Raw genomic sequence first — 24,428 nt, forward strand, 5'->3', positions numbered from 1 at the left:
AGGGTTTTGTGTCACCCTCAGGATATGTTCCGGCTGTCGAACCAGCGGCTGAACTGTCCGGCAGAGCTGGCGAGTGTTGCCAGCAACAATCGGAATATATCCGCGAAACACAACCCCATTCACAAAATTTTATTTGATGAAGGAGTTAACTTGACACATGGCACGTTATACAGGACCTAAATTTAAACTGAGCCGCCGCCTCGGCATTTCCTTGAGCGGAACAGGCAAAGATCTGAAAAGACCATTCCCTCCGGGCCAGCATGGACCGAACCAACGCAGAAAAATCAGCGGATACGGCCTGCAATTGATGGAGAAGCAGAAGCTTCGCCACATGTACGGCTTGAACGAGAAGCAATTCCGCAACCTGTACAACAAAGCGACAAAAATGAAAGGTAAAGCCGGTGAAAACTTCATGGCTCTTCTGGAGAGCCGTCTGGACAACCTGGTTTACCGTCTGGCTTTCGCTAATTCCCGCGCAGGAGCGCGCCAGCTGGTTGCTCACGGTCATGTGACTGTGAACGGCAAGAAGGTTGACATTGCTTCCTACACGGTATCCATTGGCGACGTTATCGGTCTTCGTGAGCGCAGCCGCGGCATGAAATCCATTAAAGAGGCAGTGGAAGGCCGCAATCACCTGCCAAATTATCTCGAGTTCGATGAGCAAGGAATGGAAGGCAAGTATGTTCGCCTGCCTGACCGCTCCGAGCTGACACAAGAAATTGACGAGAAGCAAATCGTCGAATTCTACAGCCGTTAATAACTGGAACAGGGCTTTCCCATTGCAGCGCGCAGCTGCAGTCGAGAAAGCCCTGTTTTTTGTAAGTGCATTATTTAAATGAGCCTTGCTTGATACCTACTCCGGTTTCTTCACATCGATGATTTCCGGTGCCTCAGCTTCCGAATGCAATCCATCCACTTGCTTCAGCAATGCCTGAATCCCCTTGCCCGAACCTTCGCCCTTTTCCGCCGATCCGCCAACCGCCTTGGAAGTAAAGCCTTGAATCAGCTTGTTCACGTCTATGCCAGATACGCTCTTGAGCATCTCCGGAGCGGTGGACATCAGCTCTGTCACATAGTTGCTGACGCGAGCTGCGCCTTCTCCTTTGCCCGTATCGACAACTGTCAGCTTATCGATGGAACTGATCGGCTGAGCAACTTTGCCTGCCAGCTCAGGCAGCATTTTGACGATGATATCCAATACGGCCGCTTCTCCGAACTTCTCGAACGCCTCAGCCAGCTTCTCCTTCGCCTCCGCTTCCGCAAGACCCCGCAGCCGGATAACGTCCGCTTCCGCTGTACCTTTCGCTCTCTCCGCTTCCGCAACGGCAAGACCGTCAAGACGCTTCTTGTTCGCTTCCGCCTTCGCTTCCGCTTCTATCCGGTATTGATGCGCATCGGCTTCACGCATACGCTTCGCCTTATCCGCTTCTGCCGACTGCTCTACGGCATAACGATCGGCATCCGCTTTCTTCTTCACTTCCGCGTCATACTGCTTCTCGCGGCGCAGAATTTCCTTCGCTTCCAGATCGATCTCGCGTTCCTTGCGAACGAGCTCTACTTTCATCTGTTCCTCAACCACGCTTTGCTTGGCGCGCGCTTCCTGAATGGAGTAAGCCTGGTCGGCTTCCGCCTTCGCCGTATCCTGATCCCGCTTGAAGGAAGCGACCTTCATCTCCTTATCGCGCTCCGCCTCCGCAACATTCGTGTCACGCAGCAATTCCGCCTTCTGTCCAGTTTCCTCCGCATGCGCTTTCTGCACGCGTGCATCCCGTACCGCTTCCGCTTCGGCAATCTCCGCGTCGCGCTTCACTGCCGCGATGCGCGGCTTGCCGAGCGCATCCAGATAGCCGTGCTTGTCGCGCACATCCTTAATCGTGAAGGAGACGATCTGCAAGCCCATCTTCTTCAAGTCCTTCGCCGCCACACCTTGCACTTCCTGGGCGAATTTGTCTCTGTTGCGATAGACCTCTTCCACGGTCATTGTACCCAATATTGCCCTTAAATGACCTTCCAGCACTTCTTGCGCCTCGCCCTTCAACGCTTCTGTAGGTTTGCCCAGGAATTGCTCCGCAGCTGTAGCGACATCTTCCACCGATCCGCCGATTTTAATAATCGCCACGCCTTCCGCCAGTACGGGCACCCCTTGCTCCGTATACACCTCAGGCGTAGATACATCCAGCTTGTGCGAGAGCAGCGAGAGGAATTCAGCGTTCTGGAATATAGGGAGAATGAACGCTCCCCCGCCCCGTATTATCTTCACCTTCCGGCCGGATTCGTCGACAAGCGTATTGCGATTGCCGAGGAATGAACCGGTTACAAGCATGGCCTCGTCAGGGCTGACCGTCTTGTAACGCGCCCAGAATGCCAGACCGAGAACAACCAGCACACCTACAACGATAATGGGGATAAGTAATGCGTCTTGCACTTGAACATCTCCTCTCAGGAATTAAGATGCAGGTCCACTTCAGAAACATAGAGGGTGTCATCCTTCACCTCGACGACTACGACTGTCGCGCCCGATGCAATCGGTTTCCCTTCGAAGCTGGCAGCAATCTGGTTGGTTACGCCGGCTCCCACCTTCACCAGCACCTCGCCGTATCCCTTCTCCGGCACCGGCGTGATCACTTCGGCCAACGCTCCAGATAGCGACTTCACGGAGAACGCAATGGAATTCTCGCTGTTCTCCATCGGACGCACATAGAGGAAGAAGACGAGCGCTCCCGCCACAATCGCAATCAGCACAGCAAGAAGTGCGATCACGAATGCGCCAAGCGGGCTGTAGCGTTCCAGCAGAATGCCTGCGCCTCCGAATACGGTAATGCCTCCTATTAGCGTCATCGGCTGCAGGAAGGGCAGACCATCCGCGGACAGAAAGTCCAGCACGCCATCCAGCGCCTGACCGAGCCAATCTCCGAAAACAATGCTAACGAGCGCGAACAGAATTCCGCCAATCAGGCAAGCCATATACAAGGTTTCCAAACTCATCACCCTCTTTCTTCATCCATAACCTGTAATCATTGCCGTCTTTTAATACGCCGAAAACCGACATACGTTTCTCTTTTATCGGATATCGTATGGAATTGTTCGATTGCTGTCATGGTCAGTCGTGTACCTGGTGGAGATTATTTGCTATAATAGTAATGTTATTTTGGAGGAGGAAGGGAACTCATGCAGGAAGAGCAACAGCAATCACGTGGCAAACCAAGATACAGCAAATGGCGTTTGTTCGGTTTAGTAAGCTTTATGACAGTGAAGTGGCTTGTCTACTTCGGCATATTCATAGGTCTGCTTGCCGGCGGTGCGGTAACCGGCTACGTGGCCGCACTTGTTAAGAGTGATGAAGTTCGCCCAAGAACCGTTATCGAGAACAAAGTGGATGAATATGCCATGACGGGATACGTGTACTTCAACGACGCGACGCTGGTCGGTCAGCTGCGTACGGACGAGGACCGCATTGTAGTCAGCTATGAAGAGATTCCGGAAAGCGTGAAGGATGCCTTGCTGGCAACGGAAGACAACAACTTCATGGAGCATATCGGCATCGATATTACCGGTCTCGGCCGCGCTGTGAAGGAAAGGCTGTTCAACGAAGACGTTCAGACGGGAGGAAGCACCATTACCCAGCAGCTGGCCCGCCACGTCTTCCTGAGCTTGGACCAGACGGACGGCCGCAAGGCGAAGGAAATCTTCCTGTCCATGCGCATGGAGCGCTATCTGACCAAGGAAGAAATTCTGACCGCTTACTTGAACAAGATGCCGTTCGGCAACGGCTCCAACGGCTATCAGGTACACGGCATTAAAGCCGCCGCCAAAGGCATCTTCGGCGTGAAGGATCTGAACGATCTGCATATCGCCCAAGCCGCCTATCTGGCAGGCTTGCCGCAATTGCCTTCCCGCTACTCCGCTTTCACCGGCGCCGGCAAATTCAATGAAACCGGCTTCGAGAGAGCGATGAAGCGCCAGCAGTTCGTTCTGAAGCGAATGCTGGAGACGGGCCGAATTACACAGCAAGTATACGATGATGCCGTTAACTTCGACATTCGTGCAACGATCGCCCCGCCAAGCGAGAAGGGCTATACGACTTATCCGTACTTAATGCTGGAAGCAGAGCGCAAAGCGGCGGAAGTATTGCTGATGAAGGAAGATCCCAGCTTGACGACAGAGGACTTGCGCAAGCCGGAGAATGCGGAACGAATCGAAGAAGCCAGACAGCATCTGCTGCGGGCAGGCTATCATATCCATACGACGATTGATAAAGAGATTTACCAGATTATGAGGGAAATCGGCAGCGATGAGAACAACTTCACCCCTTACAGCGAGACGAAAGGTCTGGAGCAAATCGCAGGCATGATGATCGATCATCGCACCGGTGCGATTCTCGGTATGCTGGAGGGACGGGACTTCTATGAAGAGCAAATGAACTTTTCGACGCAAATGGTCCGTCAGCCGGGTTCAACCATGAAGACGATCGCAGCCTATCTTCCCGGTATTCACCTTGGCATCGTGCAGCCCGCCAGCATCATTGACGATGCTCCCATGGTCATGAAAGACGGCCAGAAGGGCTTTCATATTCCGATGAATGTGACGCGGAAGTTCAGAGGATTGGTTACGGCCAGAGATGCGCTCAACCGCTCGTTGAATTTGCCGGCACTCAAGATTTACAACGAGCAGGTTACGATTCCGGTGGCGCTGGAGTTCGTACGTGAGCTTGGGATCACCACGCTGGACCCTGCCGACGAGCATTCCCAGACGGGTGTAATCGGCGGCTTGCAGTACGGCACGACGGTAGAGGAATTGACGAACGCTTACGGCTCGATTCCGAACAATGGCGTATTCAACGACGCTTATCTGATTGAGAAGATAACGGATTCCAACGGCAAAACCGTCTACGAGCACGAAGCCAAGCCGAAAACCGTATTTTCGGAGCAAACGGCTTTTCTGATGAGAGATATGCTTAGAACGGTTATATCCAGCCCTTCAGGCAGCGGCTACAATCTCACAAGAGAATTTGACAAGTACGGGGACATTCCGATAGCCGGTAAGACTGGCTCGACGCAAGGGTACGGCGACGTATGGTTCATGGGCTTTACGCCGGATGTGACGCTGGGCGTATGGGCAGGCTACGAGAAGCAAGCCAACTCGCTTACGTATGAGGGCAGATGGCGCGCACGGAAAATTTGGGCCAAAATATTGAACGAAGTGTCGGACGCCAAGCCGGAGATGTTCAAAACGGAAGAGTTCGAAAGACCGGAAGGCGTTACAAAAGCAACGGTGTCCAGTGCAAGCGGACTGCTCCCAACCGCTCTAACCAGATCGGCGGGCATGCTGGTAACGGATTGGTTCGACAAGAAGCATATCCCGAAGAAGAAAGACGAATCTCTTGTAGAGATGGAGTATATCACCTATGAAGGCATCAACTATGTGCCGAATGAGAAGACGCCTTCGGAGTTCCTTAAGAAGAAGGTCGTCATTAAACGGAAGAAACCGCTGGATGAATTGATGGATGAGATCAAAGCGGCGCAAGCCAGACTCCCCGGAAGCAAAAGGCTGCCGCTTGAGAGGTACTTGCCTGCTGATGCGGAGAACAACGCTCCATCCAAGACGGACCCTCGCAATGACGACGGTGCACCGCCTACTCCGCCTCAAAATGTCAAGATGGAAGCATCTGATAGCGGCGAGGTGAAAATTACGTTCACAGACAGTCCGTCTAAGGATGTCGTGGGATATCGCGTGTACCGCTCCTTCAATGACGAGGAGTTCAAGAAACTGGGAGACTCCTTCCATCTCGGCGATAACTATATTATGCCGACAATGGCGAAGAAAGATGCCCTCACCAAATATTATGTAACTGCAGTCGATGTCGTCGGCAAGGAATCCGCACCAAGCGTCATTCTGCAGTTCGGCTCATTGCCTGTCGATCCGGAGAACCCGGATGGCAACGGAGAGGGCGGCGACAACGGCAACGGAGGCAGCAATTCCGGGGGCGACAACGGCAACGGAGGCAGCAATTCCGGCGGCAACAACGGCAACGGGGGCAGCAACTCCGGCGACAACAGCGGCAACGGAGGCAGCAATTCCGGCGACAACAACGGCAACGGAAGCAGTAATTCCGGCGACAACAGCGGCAATGGGGACAACCAGTCTGGAAGCACTCCTGTTCCTGCAGCCCCTACCGGCGTTAAAGCTGTACAATCGGATCTGAGCGTCACTATCAGCTGGTCGGCCAATTCCGTATCGGATCAGGTCGTCCAGTATAACGTCTACTATAAGGAAGACGGCGGAAGCAAGTATACACGTATCGCCGCAACCTCCCAGACCAGCTTTGAACATTTGGGCACGTTAACCGCTGGCACCTATTACATTACAGCAGAAAATGATGAGGGTGTCTCCGAACGTTCCGCTATAGTCAGCATCAAGTAAAACTAGGAATTACTGCATACGAAACGAATAACTAAAGCAAGCAAGGACACCCGGCATGGGTGTCCTTGCTTGCTTTAGCTATGGAACTTCATACGTCTCGGCCATGTCGTGAGGGGCACTACTCTCGGCTATTGAATCGATTATTAGCCTCCTGGTAAATACCTATGGCTTCATCAATATCCATGTTACGCATCGACAGACGGGAGTTCCATCGTTTTCGGCAGCTATAGACCAGAAATGGCGATGCGGGGATGAACTCCCTAAGCATCGCCATTTCATTATTTTCCATTTTTTCCTGGGTGGCGGGCTATCTCATCAAGCGAGCAAACCTGCTTATGAGTCAACCCTTCCGAATAACTGATTAATCTTCAATTGTAGACAAGTCGCCGGTTGGCAAATTAAGCTCCCAAGCTTTCAGCACACGTCTCATAATTTTGCCGCTGCGCGTCTTCGGCAGCTTGTCTTTGAATTCAATCTCTCTCGGCGCCGCATGCGCGGACAGACCTACCTTCACGAATTGGGAAATATCCTTCTTCAGCTCATCCGACGGCTCGTAGCCCTCACGCAGAGCGATGAACGCCTTAATGATCTCGCCGCGCATCGGATCTGGCTTGCCGATTACGCCGGCCTCGGCAACTGCAGGATGCTCAACCAGCTTGCTCTCCACTTCGAACGGTCCTACACGCTCGCCTGCCGTATTGATTACATCGTCAATTCTGCCCTGGAACCAGAAGTAGCCGTCTTCATCCATATAAGCGGAGTCTCCTGAGACGTACCAGCCTTCCAGACGGAAGTACTCTTCATACTTGGCCGGATTGTTCCATACTTTCCGCATCATCGACGGCCATGGCGTGCGTACGGCCAGATTGCCCATCCGGTACGGAGGAACTTCATTGCCGCTGTCGTCGATAATGGCCGCTTGAACGCCCGGCAGCGGCTTGCCCATGGAGCCCGGCTTAATGTCCATGCTTGGATAGTTGCAGATGAGCTGGCCGCCTGTCTCCGTCATCCACCATGTATCGTGGATGCGCTGACCATACACCTTCATGCCCCAGCGGACAACCTCAGGATTAAGCGGCTCGCCTACGCTCAATACATGACGGAGGCTGGACAAGTCGAACTGCTGCGACAAGTCGTCCCCTGCTCCCATCAGCATTCGGAATGCGGTAGGCGCGCTGTACCATACCGTTACGCCGTATTTCTGAATGACGCTGTACCAGTCGCTCGGACTGAAGCGTCCGCCGCGCACAACGTTCGATGCGCCGTTCAGCCAAGGCGCGAAGATGCCGTAAGAAGTCCCCGTAACCCAGCCCGGGTCGGCCGTGCACCAGTAAATATCGTCTTCCTTCAGATCCAGCACGACCTGACCGGTATACATATGCTGAATCATTGCGTTCTGAACATGCAGTATGCCCTTCGGCCTGCCAGTGGAACCGGAAGTATAATGGAGAATCAGTCCGTCTTCCCGTCCCAGCCATTCAATCTCGGCTTGATCGGAAGCCTTATCCATCTCCGCTTGATAATTGATAATGCCTTCCTCTTGCGGAATATCCTCTCCGAAGACGATAATATGCTTTAAGTTCGGCAGCTCATCCCGCTTGATGCGAGGCAATAATGAAGGCGTTGTCACGATGGCAGTCGCTTCGCTATCCTGCAGCCGGTCCTTCACCGCCGTCTCCATGAACGCTTCGAACAACGGTCCTACGACGGCACCGATCTTCACGGCGCCCAGAATGCTGAAGTAAAGCTCAGGCGTACGGGGCATGAAGATGAATACGCGCTCGCCCTTGCCGATGCCAAGACTGCGAAGCACATTGGCGAACCGGTTGGATTGCTCGCTGAGCTGGCGGTACGTATAGGATTCATCGCGAACGCTGTCGCTATAATATAGCGCGGTCTTGTCTCCCAGACCGCGCTCCAGATGGCGATCAATCGCTTCATAAGCCATGTTGACCTTCCCGGTCGTGTGCCAGCTGAATTGTTTCTCTACTTCTTCCCAGTTGAAAGAAGCCGCCGCTTCTTCATAGTTTCTCAGATTCGGATTAGTCGCTGTTGCCGGTACGCGCTCTTGATGTAAGTTGATCATCCTATCACTCTCCCATCAAATCTATATACCCCCTCCAAAGAGAAGGCGCTTTCAAAAACATTCCTTGTTATTATAGCATATAAAGTTTATTTTCGACTATGCTTTTCATTTGATTGATTGTTTGTTATAACCATATAGAGGCATAATACGACGAATCTTATTGATTACATACAAGGGAGCTTGAGGCCATGGAGCATCGAAAACGGTTTCAAACCGAGAAGATAACTGTAGATAATGAACGTGAGTTCATCCTTGAAGGCCCGATTCCGCCCCACCGTCTCAAAGATTACACGATGCACCCTCAATTGGATGCGTTCCGCCGCCCCATGGAGCAGCACGAGGCGCTGGTCGACATTGCCGGTCTGGAGGAAGGACGCATTATCGCAGCGGTGGAGAATGGAGTCATCGTCGGCTATGTAACCTTCCACTATCCCGACGAATTGGAGCGCTGGTCGGAGGGCGGCATGTCCGACTTGATCGAGCTCGGTGCGATTGAAGTATCCAACGATTATCGGGGCTACGGTCTCGGGAAGAAGCTGATTCGGCTTGCCTTCGCCGAGGAGCAGCTGGAGAATGCGATCGTATACACGACGGAGTATTATTGGCACTGGGACTTGGAGAGCACCAAGCTCAGCGTATGGGACTACCGCAATATGATGGAGAATTTGATGAAGTCCGTTGATATGGTCTGGTTCGCGACGGACGATCCAGAGATATGCTCGCATCCGGCGAACTGCTTAATGGTGCGGATCGGCAAGGAAGTGCCGCTCAGCTCCGTAGAGCAGTTCGACCGCGTAAGATTCCGAGGAAGATTCATGTATTGATATGCCTATCTTGGCAGAAAGGATATGAGCCTGAACATGTCGTCTAATGCATTGTTCTTTCATCACCCGCAAGCAGCCCGATATAAATTTTACGATGACCATCCCTTCGACCCGATCCGTTATGAGCTGACGCTGGACTTGCTCAAGGATTCAGGTGCGCTGAAGGATGAGAACATTGAGATGCCCGCGATCGAGGTGACGGATCAGCTTCTGCAGCTCGTCCATCGCCCCGATTATGTGGAAGCGGTTAAGCAGCTGAGCAATGCCGCCAATTGGACCAGTGATGAATCTCTCGCCAATCAATACGGGATGCATACCGAAGATACCCCCTACTTCGAAGGCATTCATGAAGCGGCGGCTGCCATCGTATCCGGCTCCGTCGCAGCCGCAGATGCAGTTATGAGCGGACGGACGCTCCATGCCTATCATATGGCGGGCGGTCTGCACCACGCCTTTCCAGACCGCGCTGCGGGCTTCTGCGTATACAATGATGCTGCAATCGCCATTCAGCGCATTCGCGATATGTATGGCGCCCGCGTCCTGTATATCGATACGGATGTGCATCACGGTGACGGCGTACAATGGAGCTTCTACGACAACCCGGATATTTGCACGTATTCCATTCACGAGACGGGCAAGTTCCTGTTCCCGGGGACGGGCTTCGCCTATGAGAAAGGGCTGGACAAGGGCTTCGGAGCATGCTTCAACGTGCCGATGGAGCCGTATACCGAAGACGATTCCTGGCTGGAGAGCTTCAATACAACGATCAGGAAGGTTATCCGGCATTTCAAGCCGGATGTCATTGTGAGCCAGCACGGCTGCGATGCGCACGCTTACGACCCGCTCTCCCATATCCACTGCTCGATGCGCATCTATAAGGAGATGCCCGCGATCATTCATGAGCTGGCGCACAGCTTCACGGAAGGCAGATGGATCGCGCTTGGCGGAGGAGGCTACGACTTGTGGCGCGTCGTTCCTCGCGCATGGTCGCTTGTATGGCTGGAGATGACTGATCATCCCTTGCTGTCGTCACTGGACGGGAAGGCTTTGCCGGCGCCATGGGTGCACAGGTGGCAAGACAGCAGTCCGTTCCTCTTGCCCCGCCGTTGGCTGGATGACACTTCCGCCTTTCCCGCCATGCCCCGCCGGGAGCAGATTCGGGCGCAAAATCGCCATGTGCAGGAGATTGTTATTCAAGACTTGTAGCTTCCGGCACGGACAATACGAAAAAAGCAGTCGTTCCGACTTATCTGAACGACTGCTATTAGGGATAATAGCGATTAGGACATGCGTCTCAGCATCTCTTCGATCATACGCATGGAGTGATCGGATGCCTTCACGGTAAATTCTTCAAAATTCACATGAGCCGAGCCGTCGGCTTTGTCCGACATGGAGCGGATGACGACGAACGGAGTGCCGTTCATCTGGCATACCTGCGCCACTGCTGCCCCTTCCATCTCCGCGCAAGCGCCTTGCAGCCCTTCGTGGAGCTCGTTCACTTTATCGCGGCTGGCAATGAACTGGTCGCCGGACAGCACTTTGCCTGCAAGGCTTCGCCCCGGGAAGAGAAGCTCGCTCGCTTCGCTGGCCAGCTTCACCAATTCCGGATCGGCGACGAATTCGGATACTTCCTGGAACGGAATAACGCCCTGCGGGAAGCCGAGCGGCGTACAATCCATATCATGCTGGATACAGCTCGTGGAGACGACGATATCACCGATGTCCAGCCTGGGATCAAGCGCACCGGCAACCCCGGTGAACAGAATGCAATCTACCCCTTCTCCGATCAGCAGCTGCGTGCATACCGCAGCGTTCACTTTGCCCACACCCGACTTGCAATAGATGACGGACCGCCCATGAAGCGTGCCCTTATAATAAGTAATGCCTGCTTGAGTAAATTGCGACGCCACGTCTGCATGCTCATGAAGCTGCTTGATCTCTTCTTCCATGGCACCGATAATTCCGATTGTATTCCAGGACATGTACGTTATACTCCCCCTACCGATTGACGCATGACGATCTCATGAGGAAGCGTCACCTTGTATTGCTCTACATGCTCCTTCTTCATCAGCTTCGTCAGAAGTCTCATGGACACCGCCCCGATATCGTACATCGGCTGTGCCACCGCCGTCAGCTGCGGTCTTACCATAGAAGCCATACGGCTGTTGTCTACGCTGATAACGGAGATATCGCCCGGCACTTGCAGTCCGGAATCCTGAATGCAGTGAATGGCCCCGATCGCCATCTCGTCGGTAGCGGAGAATACTGCGGTAGGCCGCTCATTCAGCTCGATGAAGTACTTCATCGCTTCGACTCCTGATTCGTAGCGATAATTGCCGATTCGAACCAGAGACTCGTCATAGGATAAGCCGCTCTCTTGAAGCGCCCGCTTGTACCCCTGGAATCTGGCATAGCCGCTGGCAGGGTCCTGAAGCGTACCGCTAATCATTCCAATTCGCTTATGTCCGTTCTGAATAAGCTTCATGACAGCGTCATAAGCCGCTTCCTCGTGATTGATGTCAACGGAAGGGATCTGTTCGCTCTCGTCGGATGTGGCACACAGCACGACCGGAACATTCGCCGTCTTGAACGCTTGCAGGTGATCTTCCGTCACCGCACCTCCCATGAAGAGCAGACCGTCGACCTGCTTCTCCAGCAGTGTATTGACTACACGAATTTCCTTGTCCTTCTTCTTGTCGGCGTTACACAGAATAATATTGTAGTGGTACATGTTGGCGATATCCTCGATACCGCGAGCGACTTCTGCGAAGATCGAATTGGAGATGTCGGGAATAACGACGCCCACAGTCGTCGTCCGCTTGCTTGCCAATCCTCTTGCAACAGCGTTCGGGCGATAGCCCAATCTCTCAATCGCTTCATATACCTTCTTGCGAGTAGCTGGCTTTACATTCGGGTTGTTGTTGACAACCCGCGATACTGTAGCCATGGATACGCCTGCTTCTCTTGCTACATCATAAATGGTTACCGTCACGGATTCTCTCTCCATTTGTTCAAATTTTTAATTCTATTCATACGTGATTCATACGTGCTCCGCATATTAACGTAATGATACGACAAAATATTACTTTTCGCAATGTTGACCCCAACTATGTATGCAATGGCCGTCTGCTCAGCTGCTCCAGCCGTTTCTTCACATCTTCAAGCCACTCCTTGTCGTCCAAAGACTGGGCAAGCAAATACATGTCAAGCAGCGCATTGATTCGCCCTTTCATTAGCTCTTGCATCGTGGCATCGCTGGGAAGCTGCTTCGTCACTTTGGCCTCTACTAACAAATCTGCCCATTCATTGCACTCGTTAAACAGGAATGTCTGTTTATTTGGCTCGGAGCCCAGTTGAGAAATCAGTCCCGTCAAGTCCGATTTCACTTCAGGGATCACTTCACTTTTGCTGCAGCTGTCGCAGCTGAAAATCGGGACATTGTCGATTTCCACTTTACCGGAGTATATAACAGTTCTTAACTTCATGGTCATCGTATCGCCGCATTGGCATGGCTTCTGCATGGTGGTCAGCTCCCCCTAGGCACGACTATCAATCCAGTCTATTTCGCACATAAGTTCAGTCGCTTACCCATTCGACCTTTTTTGCTAAAAATCCTGCTTTTGGCCGCTATGCAATTTTTACTACGGTAGCCAATTCTGCCTATTGATCGGGCGGCGATTCCTTGTTCGTTCCGGCGATTCTCCGCCAAATATTCCGTATGGCCGGAATGGATGCGAACGCTACCCAAACGGCAGCGCCAATGCCGTCGTTCCGCAGATCCTTCATGTCCATCATTCGGCCGCCGACGAAGGACTGATGGTATTCATCGGTCACGCCGTACAGCACGCACAGCGCAACAATCAGCAGCTTCATAGAGAGTCGCTCCGCACGCCTGCCGAACCCGTAGTCCAGCGCGGCCGCCAACAGGAAGTAAGCGACGAAATGTCCCCAGTTGAAATCGTTCATGAATGGGAACCACTTCTGGAAAAGAGGCAAAACTTGATTCATTTCGTCGCCGGTGCGCGAAGACAGAATAAAGATGACGGTCATCCAACCTATTGCCGGCACGAATTTTATTGTTTTTTTGTAAATATCCCGGGATCTCTTCTTCATTTGCTTCGTCCATGCTCCTTCGATACAATAGGAATGAAATCATATTAGTACGTATTGGAGGGTATTGGCATGTCCTTGCAGAACAAAACCGTGATTTGCTTGCTTGACGATGAGTTCGAGGATTTGGAATTATGGTATCCCGTGTACCGTGCCCGCGAAGCCGGAGCCACCGTGCTCTTCGCCGGTCCTGAGAAAGGCGGGAAGCACATTGGAAAATACGGCGTGCCGGCGGTTGCCGACGTATCGTTCCAGGAAGTCAGCAGTCATGACATTATCGGACTGCTTGTGCCGGGAGGTTGGGCGCCGGACAAGCTTAGACGTTACCCCGAGGTGCTCCGCCTCGTGCAAGAGCTGAATGAACAAGACAAGCCGATCGGCCAGATCTGTCATGCGGGCTGGGTGCTCGTCTCCGCGAAAATATTGGCGGGACGCAAAGTAACGTCAACGCCAGGCATCAGAGACGATATGGAGAATGCAGGCGCCATCTGGTACGATGAACCCGTCATCGTCGACGGCAATCTCATCTCCGCGAGAAGACCTCCGGACTTGCCGCCATATGCCAAAGCTTTCGTAGACGCGCTGGAGCAGCGAATGGGTTAGCCATTCGCTGCTTTCTCTTCCTGCTTCTCCAGGAACGACTCAAGACGAGCGATAATCTCCTTACTCGTCCGGCAATGCTGGAGCTGCCCGAAGATGGCCAGACTCTCTTGCTGGCGCGTCTTGAGCAGACGCTCCTTCAACGGCAGAATGGAATGGGCCGACATGCTGAGTTCCTCTACGTCCAGGCTGAGCCAGATCGGCAATGCCCGCAAGTCGCCCGCCATCTCTCCGCATACCCCTACCTTGATGCCGTGCCGCTTGGCCGCATCCACTGTAGATTGCAGCATGCGCAGCAGCGCAGGATGGAACGGCTCGTACAGATAGGATATCTCCTCGTTCATTCGGTCGACCGCAAGCGTGAATTGCAGCAAGTCATTCGTCCCGATGCTGAAGAAATCCACCTCTTGCGCCAACAAATCCGCAATCATAACGGCTGCAGGCACTTCGATCATTACTCCGATCGGCATGTCGGCCGCGAACGCTACGCCTTCACGGAGAAGCTCCTGCTTCGCTTCCTCCAATATCGCATTGGCCGCCCGCACTTCTTCTACCGACGTAATGAGTGGATACAGCAGTTTGACGTTTCCATGTATGCCGGCTCGCAGTATCGCCCTCAGCTGCGTTTTGAACAGCTCCTTCTGCACCAGCGAGATGCGAATCGCTCTGTATCCCAAGAACGGATTGTCTTCTTCCGGCAGCTCGAAATAATCCAGCTGCTTGTCTCCGCCGATGTCCAGCGTGCGAATAACGAGCGGCTCGCTTCCCAAGCGCTTCGCAACGCTCGCATACACCTCATATTGCTCTTCTTCCTTCGGGAAGCGATTCCTGTCCATGTACAGAAATTCCGTTCGGAACAAGCCTACGCCCGTAGCTCCGCTGGCCAGCGCAATCTCCAGTTCCTTCAAGGAACTGATATTGGCTTCGAGCCGCACCTGCTTACCGTCGGGCGTGACGGACTGATGAGACGCAATCGTATGGAGCTTCTCCTTCGCCTTGTCCATCCGGTACTGAAGCTCCCGGTACATCTCGATCTCCTCTCCCGAGGGACCGATATAGACGGTACCTTCCCCGCCATCAATGATAATGAACTGTCCCGTTATAATCGGCTCCGCCAGCTTATGCTCGATGCCGACAACAAGGGGGATACCGAGCGCACGCGCCATAATGGCGGAGTGTGAAGTCGTACTGCCCGCCAGAGTGACAATGCCGAGCACATGATCCGGGTTCAAGTTCGCCAGTTGGGACGGTGAGAGTTCCTTCGCCACGAGAATAAACGGCTGCGTGTCAGAAGGCAGCGTAATCTCCGGAGCGCCGAGCAGATGCTTGAGCAACCGGTTGCCGACATCCTTGATGTCAAGCGCCCGTTCCTTCATGTAGTCATCGTCCAGCAGGTCGAACATCGTCACAAAGTGATCGATGGCCTCCTTAACCGCCACTTCCGCCGCCGTATACTGACGCTGAATGATGCCCTGGATCTCGTTCATAAATACAGGATCATCCAGAATGGCAAGATGGGCATCGAATATTTGCGACTGCTCCGTGCCTACGACTTCCCTGAGCTCATCTTTTATTTGTTCGATTTCATGCTTGGAGGTGCGTATGCCCTCATAGACCCTTTCGAACTCCCGGGCGAAATCGGCTACATCTATTTTTTGATCGGGAACTTCCCACTCCCAATTAGGCAGCACAAATGCCTTTCCTATGGCAATGCCCGTTGAAGCACCTATTCCCTGAATCATTGTGTTTCCCCTCCACCATTGCTCTCATTGAGTACGACTGACATCACTGAGGATTGCCCCTTCTTCACTTGCTTGAATGGCGCGAAACGCCAGGAACGTACCGCTTCCACATTGGTAATGACCATCGGAGTGGCAAGCGACTTGCTCTCCTTGCGCACACGCTGCAGATTGAAGCGAATAAGCAGATCACCCGGCAGAACCTCGTCCCCTTCTTTAACGACCGCTTGAAAGTACGACTTCCCGGCCAGGCCCGACGTATCGATGCCGATATGCATAAGCACTTCCAGCCCTTCGGCCGTCCGGATGCCGATCGCATGCATCGTCGGATAAATATGAATTACGGTTCCCTTCACCGGCGATACCAGCTCGCCCCGGTCCGGCAAGAACGCGACACCGTCGCCTACAAGCCTGCCTGCGAAGATGGGGTCCGGCACTTCGTCCAGCGGGATCATCTTGCCTTGCATTGGCGAATGGAACAGCACCTGGTCTTGATCGCGCTGAATCGCCTTGAGCATTTCCTCGCGTATCAGCTCAGAATAAGTGCCGAATACGACCTGTACATGCCCGCCGCCGAGCCGGATAACGCCGGCAGCCCCCAAGCTGCGAAGCGCATTGATGTCCAATTCCTTCTCGCTGGCCAGCTTCAGCCGAAGCCGCGTAATGCAGGATTCCATCTGCAATATATTCTCTTTCCCGCCGATCGCCTGCAGAATGAGCGGCGCACGATATGGAATATCCCCCGCCCAATCATCCAGAGGCGAGCCCTCTTCGCGTCCGGGAGTCGGAATGCGGAACCTTCTGATCGCCCAGCGGAACAGGAAGTAATACACGATCCAGACGACGATGCCGATCGGAATGATCAGCCAGCCCTTCGTAGCCAGATGCTCGTTGATCGCGAAGTCGATCGCACCCGCAGAGAATGAGAATCCGTGCCTTACCCCCAGCTCGTAAGTAATCCACATAATGATGCCCGACAGAACCGCATGCACGACGTACAGGTATGGAGCGACAAACAGAAAGGCAAATTCTACCGGCTCAGTCACACCCGTCAAAAAAGAGGCGAGCGCCGCGGAAAGGAACGTTTTGCGAATTTTCGGCTTCAAATCCTCACGCGCTTCATGAATAATCGCGAAGGCAATCGCGGGCAAGGCGAACATCATCGTCGGGTAAAGCCCAGCCATAAACGCGCCTGCTGTAGGATCGCCTGCGAAGAAGCGCGGCAAGTCGCCGTACACCATATTGCCGTATTCGTTCTCGTAGCCCCCGATCTGAAACCAGAATACATGACTGACGAGATGATGCAGGCCGAATACGACGAGTATGCGGTGCACGAAGCCGTAAAGGAAAACCCCGAAGCCGCCGGCTGACGCCACAACATCGCCTAGCTTAACAAGTTGATCTTGCAGGAACGGCGCAATATTGACCATGCCGATAGAGAACAATAGCGCCAAAAAACTGACAAATAACGGAACAAAGCGCGGGCCCCCAAAAAACTGTATGTATTCCGGCAGCCGGAGATCCTTGAATCGCTCATAGCTCTTCCCTGCTGTCAGTCCGATCAGAACGCCTATAAAAACCGTCGGATGTATGGCAGGATTGGCAGACTCCGTAATGCCGGAATAGATGAAAATAGCGGCGAGTGAAGCGACTCCTGCCGCCATCGCATTGCCTGTCAGCCCCAAAGCTACCCCAATCGCGAACAAATGAGGCAAATAGTGAAATATAATTTCGCTGGCTGCGCGCAGATGCTCAGGCATCGCGGGCAATCCGATATATGACCATGGCAGCTGGCTCAAGCTTAAAAATACGGCAGCTCCCGGAAGCACAATCATAGGCAGCATTAATGCTCGTCCCAGCTGCTGCAAGCTTCCTATAAACGTCATCTTTCTCCTCCTAATACAACCTAACTGTCATCTTATACGATGTTACGCCCAAGCGGCGAATTTGTCAAAATGAATAAGCGGACCTTATAAAGGCCCGCCCTGTTGATGATTCTTTTCCTTCATGTCGCCAGCCGGCAGCTTAACGCATGTTTCCTCCGTGCTGAGTCTGCTGACCGGCTTGCCAGCCAAGCTTAGAGATGACCGGACCGGCTTGCTGATAGGCGTTCGTCGCTTGATATACAGGGTTTTGTCCCGTATGCGACTGGGTATAGCTCATGCCGTATTGAGAAGCCGCCTGCGAACCTGCTTGCATGCCTTGGGCTTGTGTGCCTTGTGCTTGCATACCTTGAGACATGCCTTGGGCTTGCATGTTCGAAGCCGCTTGATACGACATGGATTGAGATTGCGGTTGATAAAGCGATTGGGATTGCTGTTGTTGCGCATGAGCTTGTTGTTGTCCGCCAGCTTGATAGCCGCCGGTATGCGCGATGACAGGTCCCACATTGCCGAACGCCGCAGCTGGCGAGCTGGCGTGGCTTTGTACAGGAGCATGAGATTGATACGATGCAGCGTGCTGCTGTCCCATTGCCTGTTGATTCGAGCTTTGATTGCTCATATTGCCCGCTTGCTGGAACGAGGACATTCCGGCTTGTCCTTGTGCCTGTCCGAAGTTAGGCTGGCTCAGTTGTCCTTGATAATGGGATTGAACAAAGCCGCTTGGCTTATATTGCTGTTGCTGACCTTGATTGCCGCTTTGATAACCCTGTGCTCCAAAACCCGACGGTTGCTGAGACATATAATTCACGTTGCGCCCTCCTTGGAATGTAAGCTTAAGTCTTCATGCGAGCGATCATTGCCCGTTGAAGCCTTTCTTATTGTGGAGTGTCGCGCTTTGAATTATAACCGTTATGTTTTGGGAGTGGATGACTTGCCCTCCGGCAGCAGAATGGAATCCTCCACCTTGATGCAACGATCTTCGATGTAAGTTAATCCGCCTGCAATGGCAATCCGGGCTGTCTCTTCATTCGTAATGCCCAACTGCAGCCATAACGTTCCCGCTCCAATGGCGACAGCCTCCTCGGCAATTGGGGGAGTGAATTCGCTCCGGCGGAACACATTGACAATGTCGACAGGTACGGGAATATCCGCAAGGCTGGCATAGCATGTCTCTCCCAGAATCGACTCGCTATTGGGATTGACGGGAATGATCTTGTATCCTTTGGCCTACATAGCCTCCGACACCATATAAGAGACACGGTCCTTCTTGTCCGACAAGCCGACTACCGCAATCGTCATACTCTTCTCCAGAATGCTCTTGATCTCGTCTCGGCCTGGATTGGTATAAGCCATCCTAATCACCTCACTCCAGCTAGATTATACGCCTTCAATCCATTCCACATTGGCGCCGAGCGCCTTTAAATGGTCGAAATAATTGGGGTATGACTTGGCTACATGATGCGCGTCCTTGATGACGAGGGGCTTGGCGGCACGGAGACCGATGATGGAAAGCGCCATAATGACACGGTGGTCATAATGCGCATTGATCTCCACTCCCCCTTCGACGCCCTCAGGACGTCCGTGAACGATAATTTCGCTTTGGCGCTCTTCCACGTTGGCGCCCGCCTTGCGCAGCTCATTCAAATAATCGGTAATCCGGTCGCACTCCTTGTAGCGCAAATTCTCTACATTATAGAAGCGGGAAGTCCCTTCCGCGAACACGGCTGCGGCAACCATGGCCAGTACGGCATCCGTGGCGTGATCGCCGTCGAATTCCACAGCCTTCAGCTTGCCGTTGCCTTGCACATGCACGATATCGTTGTCGTGCGTCAACGGACATTCCATCATGCGCAGCACATCGACTACAGCCCGCTCGCCTTGCTTGCTGTCCACCGGCAGCCGATGCAGCTTCACATCAGATCGAGTTACCGCCGCTGCCGCCAGAACGGCTGCCGATCCCGGATAGTCGCCTTGAACGGTGTACGTTTTCGCTTGGTAGCGCTGGCGTCCAGGCACGCGGAAGCGCATATAGTCTTCGTCCGCATGGATGACGATGCCGGCTTGCTGCAGCACCTCGAGCGTCTGGCCGACGACGACTTTCGACTTCAAGTCATGAAGCACTTCAATCTCGCTATCCTCATCCAGAAGCGGCGTGAGGAAGAGCAGTGCGCTTAGAAACTGGGAACTGATGTTGCCCGACACCTGAATATGACCGCCCTTCGGATTGCCGCCCTTGATCGTAATCGGCAGCTTCCCGTCCTGATGAGAGATGTCGACTCCCATGGAAGTCAAGGAATGAATCAGATCCAGATGCGGACGCTTGCCCAAGGAATCCGGGTATCGGTTAATGAATGTCACATCGGGACAGAGCGAAGCAATCGCCATCAGGAAGCGGAGCACCGCACCCGCATTCCCGACGTCCAGCTTATCGACCGGCTTCGGATGACGTCCAAATCCGGTAATGACAATCTTCTCCTCGTCTTCCTCTACGATCGCTCCCAGATCGCGTATGCAGCGCCTCATGGCGTCGCTGTCCTCGCTATGGGCCGGATAATAGATCGTGCTGGTGCCGTCGGCAAGCGCCGCTACCAGCAAATAACGCGTCGTATAGTTTTTGGAGGAGAGCGCGCCAAGCTCGCCTTGCAGTGTAGCCGTTGGTGTTACGAGTACATCCATTCTAAGTATTCTCCTTCGCCACATGATTAGTCATTGATAATATTGCTGCCGCTACGTCGTCCACGCTCATCTCCGTCGTATCCAGCGTAAAGTGAGCGAAATCGTATGCATGCTTCCGCTCCTCTATCAGCCGGTATACTCTTCCTCGAACATCGCCATCAAGCAATGGCCGAGATTCGTCTTGAAGGACGCGGGAGACGATCCTCTCGGGACTTGCCTTCAATGCAACAACTATCCCCGTCTTCCGCATTAGCTTGCGGTTCTCCTCCTTCAGGACGGCTCCTCCGCCCGTTGAGACGACGGCACAATCCGGCGTCTTAAGCAGGGAGGCCAGCACGCGTGACTCAATTTCTCTGAATGCGGTTTCTCCATCCGTTGCGAATATTGAGGATATATCCCGATTTTGATCCCTTACAATCGCCGCATCGGAATCGATAAGTGGCCAGCCCAGCCGCTCTGCCAGCCTGCTGCCGACACTTGACTTGCCCGTTCCCATGAAGCCGACAAGAATCAATTTGCCCTGTTGCCGAAGCTGCATGACTAGTTCCATCCTTTGCCTTATGTTATCCAACCAATCATATCATTTTTTTATTGGACAGGGGTATAAAAAAGCGGCATATGCCGTATGGTTGATAATAATGCCATTTATAATAAAGAGGAGTGAGCCGCAATGATGTGCCAACCCCACTCGCCGGTAGCGCATTCCACGGACGTGAGAGTTCGTCGAATCTTGGACCCCGCCCATCCTCTCTGCCGCGATGATGTCATATGGATGCTCGGTTATATTAAAAAAAAGGTGGCCGACGGAGATCCGCTACTTTCGGATCTCTCGCAGCCACGTCTGATGCATAATTTCCTCAGCTTCGCCGAAGCGGCGATGGCGCTCCTCCAGCGCAAGCATTATTGCGACCAGGAAGCGGATCGCATTCGCCATTGGTTAAGAGAAGCGGCATTCGGCCTAATGGGCGACGATTCCTCACCCTTATGATTGCAGCCAATTGAAGTGGAACGTGCCTTCCTTGTCAATCCGCTTGAATGTATGCGCACCGAAGTAATCCCGCTGCGCTTGCAGCAGATTGGCAGGAAGACGCTCTGTGCGATAGCTGTCGAAGTAAGCAAGGGCGCTGGAGAACGCCGGTACCGGCACGCCGTTGGCCACCGCTGCGGATACGACTTCGCGCCAAGCGCCTTGGTAGGATTCCACGATGCCTTTGAAGTACTCGTCCAACAGCAGATTGCGGAGAGCAGGATCGCGATCGTAAGCGTCTTTAATATTTTGCAGGAAGCGCGCACGGATAATGCAGCCGCCGCGGAAGATCATGGCGATATCCCCGTAGCGCAGGTCCCAGTTGTATTCTTCGGATGCCGCACGCATTTGGGCAAAGCCTTGGGCATAGGAGCAAATTTTGCTGGCGAACAGCGCTTTGCGAACGGATTCGATGAATGCCGCTTTGTCTCCCTGGAACGGAGCCGCTTGCGGGCCGCTAAGCACTTTGCTTGCCGCTACGCGCTCTTCCTTCATGGCAGACAAGAAGCGGGTGAACACGGATTCCGTAATGATGGACAGCGGTACGCCAAGATCCAGGGAGCTTTGGCTTGTCCACTTGCCTGTGCCCTTCTGTCCTGCGGAATCAAGAATAACGTCCACCATCGGCTTGCCTGTCTCCGAATCGTACTTGGAGAAGATGTCGCGGGTGATCTCGATCAGATAACTGTCCAGTTCCCCTTTGTTCCACTCCGCAAAAATCTCGTGCAACTCCTCCGTAGTCACGCCCAGCACGTTCTTCAACAGATCGTAAGCTTCGCAGATCAGCTGCATGTCACCGTATTCGATGCCGTTATGCACCATCTTCACATAGTGGCCGGCGCCATCTGGACCGATGTACGTGCAGCATGCATCTTCTCCTACTTTCGCAGAGATAGCTGTCAGAATCGGCTCGACAAGCTCATATGCCGACTTCTGTCCGCCTGGCATGATGGACGGGCCCTTCAGCGCGCCTTCCTCCCCGCCGGATACGCCTGTGCCGATGAAGCGGAAGCCCTTCGCCTCCAGTTCCTTGCTGCGGCGCTGTGTATCAGGGAAGTATGCATTACCTCCATCGATAATGATGTCGCCTTGATCCAGATGAGGCAGCAGAGACTCGATTGTCGCGTCCGTTCCGGCGCCCGCTTGCACCATGATCAGAATTCTGCGCGGTACTTCAAGGGATTGCACGAACTCCTCTACCGAATAAGTCGGCACCAGATTTTTCCCCGTTGCCTCTTTCATCAGGTCGTCCGTCTTTTCGCGCGAACGATTATACACCGATACGGTGAATCCTTTGCTCTCAATATTAAGGGCCAGATTTCTGCCCATTACTGCCATTCCGATAACGCCGATTTGTTGTTTTGACATCCCGTGCCTCCACCCTTTTTCCTCTATTTTGAATCACAATAGCTATATTCTACTCTTTTTGCGCGAAGATGAAAACCATTTGTGTGCAAAAACATCTTTTCAAACTATTCAAAAACGGTCAAATAAACAGTGTGTCCACTGATTATTTGACCGTTTAATGGCCGAACGCGACATAACCATTCATACTAAAGCTCCAGTTGCAGCATTTCTGTGCGAAGCACGCCAAGCTTTTCCTTCGAATTTGTAATCGCTTCCTTATCTTTCGCCTCTAATGCCTCATGCAGCACAGACAACTCATAATCCAGCTCGTAGCGCAACACAACGGCTCTCTCTTCTGCGCGCTTCGATTGAAAGGCTTTGATCATTTCCTCTATCGTGACGAACGGTTTCTTCTGGTAAATTATGCGATGCTCCATGCCAGACACCTCCACAAGTCGTATAATCTCACCGAACATAATGCTTTCAATGACGATTTGACGGTCCTTGATCCGCTTTACCACAGCATGACCACGCGTATCGTTAATCAGCTTCTCCAACAGCTCCGACAGCTTTTCATCCTTAATCACATAATCGCCCACGATTTTGTATCGGTTGTGCATGCGCTGAAATTGCAGCTTGACGAGCTTACGGCCAGTTCGAATGGATACGAGGAACTGTCCCTCTGTCTCGCTCCAATACAAGGAGTACCCTTCCTGAATGAGATCACGGATGAGATTTTGGATTTGCCGGCGTTCGAATCGCAGCTCCAGATTGCAGTATTCCACTTCATAGCTCCTGTTCACGGCAATCCCTCCTTACTCCGGGTTATTGACGAAATGTTCTGATAATTTGATCTTACTAATATCTTATACTTCATCTTATGTTCTGGCAACTTGGTTTATTGACTATTTTTACGCAGCTGCGATGTTAAATAGATAAGCGGAACAATGAAAATCTGATGAAATCACGGACTAGTCCTTTTTGGCTGTGCTATAATTTTCAATTATGCCTGTAAAGGAGATTGTCATCATGCTTACGTCCACTGCTACTCCATATACCGGATTTACTTCAGATGACTTCGCCGTATTCCAGCTGCCCGGACTGGATGAGCGAATGACGGCGATTCAAAATCAGATTCAACCGAAATTCCGCAGCATTGGCGGAAGACTGGCGGAGGAGCTCACCTTGCTGAGCGGGCGGGAAATGCACTTGCATATCGCCAGACATGCCCGGCGCAAGGTCAATCCTCCCAAAGACACATGGCTGTCCATATGCAGCAACAAGCGCGGTTACAAAGCGCATCCCCACTTCCAGCTCGGCTTGTTCGACGACCACCTGTTCCTGTGGCTGGCGTTGATCTATGAGGTGCCGAACAAGAAGAACATCGCATCCGCTTACTTGAACAGGCTGGATGACGTCACCGAAGCCGTGCCCGACAGCTTCGTCGTCTCTCAGGATCACATGAAGAAGGAAGCCGTCGCGGCGGGAGATATGAGCGAAGAGGACTGGAGGACGGCGCTTGTCCGCTTCAGGGATGTCGGCAAAGCGGAGCTTCTTATAGGAAGACATCTGGCTGCCGATGACGAAGTGCTGCGCGACGAAGATGAATTGGCGACGTTCGCGCTCTCGACCTACGAGACGCTTCTGCCTCTGTATCGTATCGCAACAGATGTGCAATAACAGCAAGAGCCTCCTTTCCCGCTACTCCTGGTGAGG

21 protein-coding genes and 1 pseudogene are annotated in these 24,428 nt (G+C 53.0%); 7 read left to right on the top strand and 15 right to left on the bottom strand.

Going from position 1 to position 24,428, the window contains the following annotated elements; all coding sequences use genetic code 11:
• The first annotated feature begins 157 nt into the window (after nucleotides 1–157).
• Nucleotides 158–757, top strand: a complete 600-nt coding sequence (gene rpsD, locus M6D81_RS09565; protein ID WP_262676644.1) for a 30S ribosomal protein S4 — start codon at nucleotides 158–160, stop codon at nucleotides 755–757.
• A 96-nt stretch (nucleotides 758–853) separates the two neighbouring features.
• Here the strand turns inward: rpsD and floT are convergent, their stop codons facing one another.
• Nucleotides 854–2,425 (bottom strand): flotillin lipid rafts scaffold protein FloT, encoded by a 1,572-nt coding sequence (gene floT, locus M6D81_RS09570; RefSeq protein WP_262676645.1) that lies wholly within the window; start codon nucleotides 2,423–2,425, stop codon nucleotides 854–856.
• Between the two features lie 14 nt (nucleotides 2,426–2,439).
• Nucleotides 2,440–2,979, bottom strand: a complete 540-nt coding sequence (locus M6D81_RS09575; protein WP_262676715.1) for an NfeD family membrane protein — start codon at nucleotides 2,977–2,979, stop codon at nucleotides 2,440–2,442.
• 189 nt (nucleotides 2,980–3,168) lie between these two features.
• On the opposite strand from M6D81_RS09575, the gene M6D81_RS09580 reads away from it, so the two are divergent.
• On the top strand, nucleotides 3,169–6,420 hold the full coding sequence (locus tag M6D81_RS09580; RefSeq protein WP_262676646.1) for a transglycosylase domain-containing protein: 3,252 nt from the start codon (nucleotides 3,169–3,171) through the stop codon (nucleotides 6,418–6,420).
• A gap of 361 nt (nucleotides 6,421–6,781) precedes the next feature.
• Here M6D81_RS09580 and acsA read toward each other — a convergent pair whose 3' ends face one another.
• Nucleotides 6,782–8,506: an acetate--CoA ligase gene (acsA, locus tag M6D81_RS09585; RefSeq protein WP_262676647.1), complete on the bottom strand. Its 1,725-nt coding sequence runs from the start codon at nucleotides 8,504–8,506 to the stop codon at nucleotides 6,782–6,784.
• Between the two features lie 188 nt (nucleotides 8,507–8,694).
• Here acsA and M6D81_RS09590 point away from each other — a divergent pair, with 188 nt between their 5' ends.
• A complete protein-coding gene (locus M6D81_RS09590) occupies nucleotides 8,695–9,330 on the top strand; it encodes a GNAT family N-acetyltransferase (RefSeq protein WP_262676648.1) in 636 nt (211 codons plus the stop codon).
• Nucleotides 9,331–9,366: 36 nt separating this feature from the next.
• Nucleotides 9,367–10,536, top strand: coding sequence for an acetoin utilization protein AcuC (locus M6D81_RS09595; RefSeq protein WP_262676649.1), 1,170 nt, complete (start codon nucleotides 9,367–9,369; stop codon nucleotides 10,534–10,536).
• A gap of 74 nt (nucleotides 10,537–10,610) precedes the next feature.
• Here M6D81_RS09595 and M6D81_RS09600 read toward each other — a convergent pair whose 3' ends face one another.
• The 4 genes from M6D81_RS09600 to M6D81_RS09615 form a co-directional block, all read right to left on the bottom strand.
• Nucleotides 10,611–11,312 carry a 5'-methylthioadenosine/adenosylhomocysteine nucleosidase gene (locus tag M6D81_RS09600; protein WP_262676650.1) on the bottom strand — a complete coding sequence of 234 codons (702 nt, stop codon included), beginning with the start codon at nucleotides 11,310–11,312 and terminating at the stop codon, nucleotides 10,611–10,613.
• A 5-nt stretch (nucleotides 11,313–11,317) separates the two neighbouring features.
• Nucleotides 11,318–12,322: a catabolite control protein A gene (gene ccpA, locus M6D81_RS09605; protein WP_262676652.1), complete on the bottom strand. Its 1,005-nt coding sequence runs from the start codon at nucleotides 12,320–12,322 to the stop codon at nucleotides 11,318–11,320.
• A 115-nt stretch (nucleotides 12,323–12,437) separates the two neighbouring features.
• The gene (locus tag M6D81_RS09610) at nucleotides 12,438–12,851 is read right to left on the bottom strand and encodes a hypothetical protein (protein WP_262676654.1); all 414 of its coding nucleotides are present in this window, start codon (nucleotides 12,849–12,851) and stop codon (nucleotides 12,438–12,440) included.
• A gap of 139 nt (nucleotides 12,852–12,990) precedes the next feature.
• A complete protein-coding gene (locus tag M6D81_RS09615) occupies nucleotides 12,991–13,443 on the bottom strand; it encodes a VanZ family protein (protein WP_262676655.1) in 453 nt (150 codons plus the stop codon).
• A 69-nt stretch (nucleotides 13,444–13,512) separates the two neighbouring features.
• Here M6D81_RS09615 and M6D81_RS09620 point away from each other — a divergent pair, with 69 nt between their 5' ends.
• Nucleotides 13,513–14,043, top strand: a complete 531-nt coding sequence (locus tag M6D81_RS09620; protein ID WP_262676656.1) for a type 1 glutamine amidotransferase domain-containing protein — start codon at nucleotides 13,513–13,515, stop codon at nucleotides 14,041–14,043.
• Here M6D81_RS09620 and ptsP read toward each other — a convergent pair.
• The 6 genes and pseudogenes from ptsP to M6D81_RS09650 form a co-directional block, all read right to left on the bottom strand.
• Nucleotides 14,040–15,782, bottom strand: a complete 1,743-nt coding sequence (gene ptsP / locus M6D81_RS09625) for a phosphoenolpyruvate--protein phosphotransferase (RefSeq protein ID WP_262676657.1) — start codon at nucleotides 15,780–15,782, stop codon at nucleotides 14,040–14,042. The genes M6D81_RS09620 and ptsP overlap by 4 nt on opposite strands.
• The gene (locus M6D81_RS09630; protein ID WP_262676658.1) at nucleotides 15,779–17,665 is read right to left on the bottom strand and encodes a glucose PTS transporter subunit IIA; all 1,887 of its coding nucleotides are present in this window, start codon (nucleotides 17,663–17,665) and stop codon (nucleotides 15,779–15,781) included. Before M6D81_RS09630 ends, ptsP begins: the two co-directional genes overlap by 4 nt.
• A gap of 139 nt (nucleotides 17,666–17,804) precedes the next feature.
• A complete protein-coding gene (locus M6D81_RS09635) occupies nucleotides 17,805–18,470 on the bottom strand; it encodes a hypothetical protein (RefSeq protein WP_262676659.1) in 666 nt (221 codons plus the stop codon).
• A 101-nt stretch (nucleotides 18,471–18,571) separates the two neighbouring features.
• A pseudogene (locus M6D81_RS09640) lies at nucleotides 18,572–19,015 on the bottom strand (CoA-binding protein).
• 24 nt (nucleotides 19,016–19,039) lie between these two features.
• A complete protein-coding gene (gene aroA, locus M6D81_RS09645; protein WP_262676660.1) occupies nucleotides 19,040–20,338 on the bottom strand; it encodes a 3-phosphoshikimate 1-carboxyvinyltransferase in 1,299 nt (432 codons plus the stop codon).
• Between the two features lies 1 nt (nucleotide 20,339).
• The gene (locus M6D81_RS09650) at nucleotides 20,340–20,876 is read right to left on the bottom strand and encodes a shikimate kinase (RefSeq protein ID WP_262676661.1); all 537 of its coding nucleotides are present in this window, start codon (nucleotides 20,874–20,876) and stop codon (nucleotides 20,340–20,342) included.
• Nucleotides 20,877–21,008: 132 nt separating this feature from the next.
• Here M6D81_RS09650 and M6D81_RS09655 point away from each other — a divergent pair, with 132 nt between their 5' ends.
• Complete coding sequence (locus M6D81_RS09655; protein ID WP_262676662.1) at nucleotides 21,009–21,326, top strand: hypothetical protein; 318 nt, start codon at nucleotides 21,009–21,011, stop codon at nucleotides 21,324–21,326.
• Here the strand turns inward: M6D81_RS09655 and gndA are convergent.
• Nucleotides 21,321–22,733: an NADP-dependent phosphogluconate dehydrogenase gene (gndA, locus tag M6D81_RS09660; protein ID WP_262676663.1), complete on the bottom strand. Its 1,413-nt coding sequence runs from the start codon at nucleotides 22,731–22,733 to the stop codon at nucleotides 21,321–21,323. The genes M6D81_RS09655 and gndA overlap by 6 nt on opposite strands.
• A 185-nt stretch (nucleotides 22,734–22,918) precedes the next feature.
• Nucleotides 22,919–23,515 (bottom strand): hypothetical protein, encoded by a 597-nt coding sequence (locus M6D81_RS09665; protein ID WP_262676664.1) that lies wholly within the window; start codon nucleotides 23,513–23,515, stop codon nucleotides 22,919–22,921.
• A gap of 226 nt (nucleotides 23,516–23,741) precedes the next feature.
• Between M6D81_RS09665 and M6D81_RS09670 the strand changes: the two genes are divergently transcribed.
• Nucleotides 23,742–24,392, top strand: coding sequence for a YktB family protein (locus tag M6D81_RS09670; RefSeq protein WP_262676665.1), 651 nt, complete (start codon nucleotides 23,742–23,744; stop codon nucleotides 24,390–24,392).
• Nucleotides 24,393–24,428 lie beyond the last annotated feature (36 nt).

It is taken from the genome of Paenibacillus sp. J5C2022 (assembly GCF_025567625.1).
Taxonomy (GTDB): Bacteria; Bacillota; Bacilli; order Paenibacillales; family Paenibacillaceae; genus Pristimantibacillus.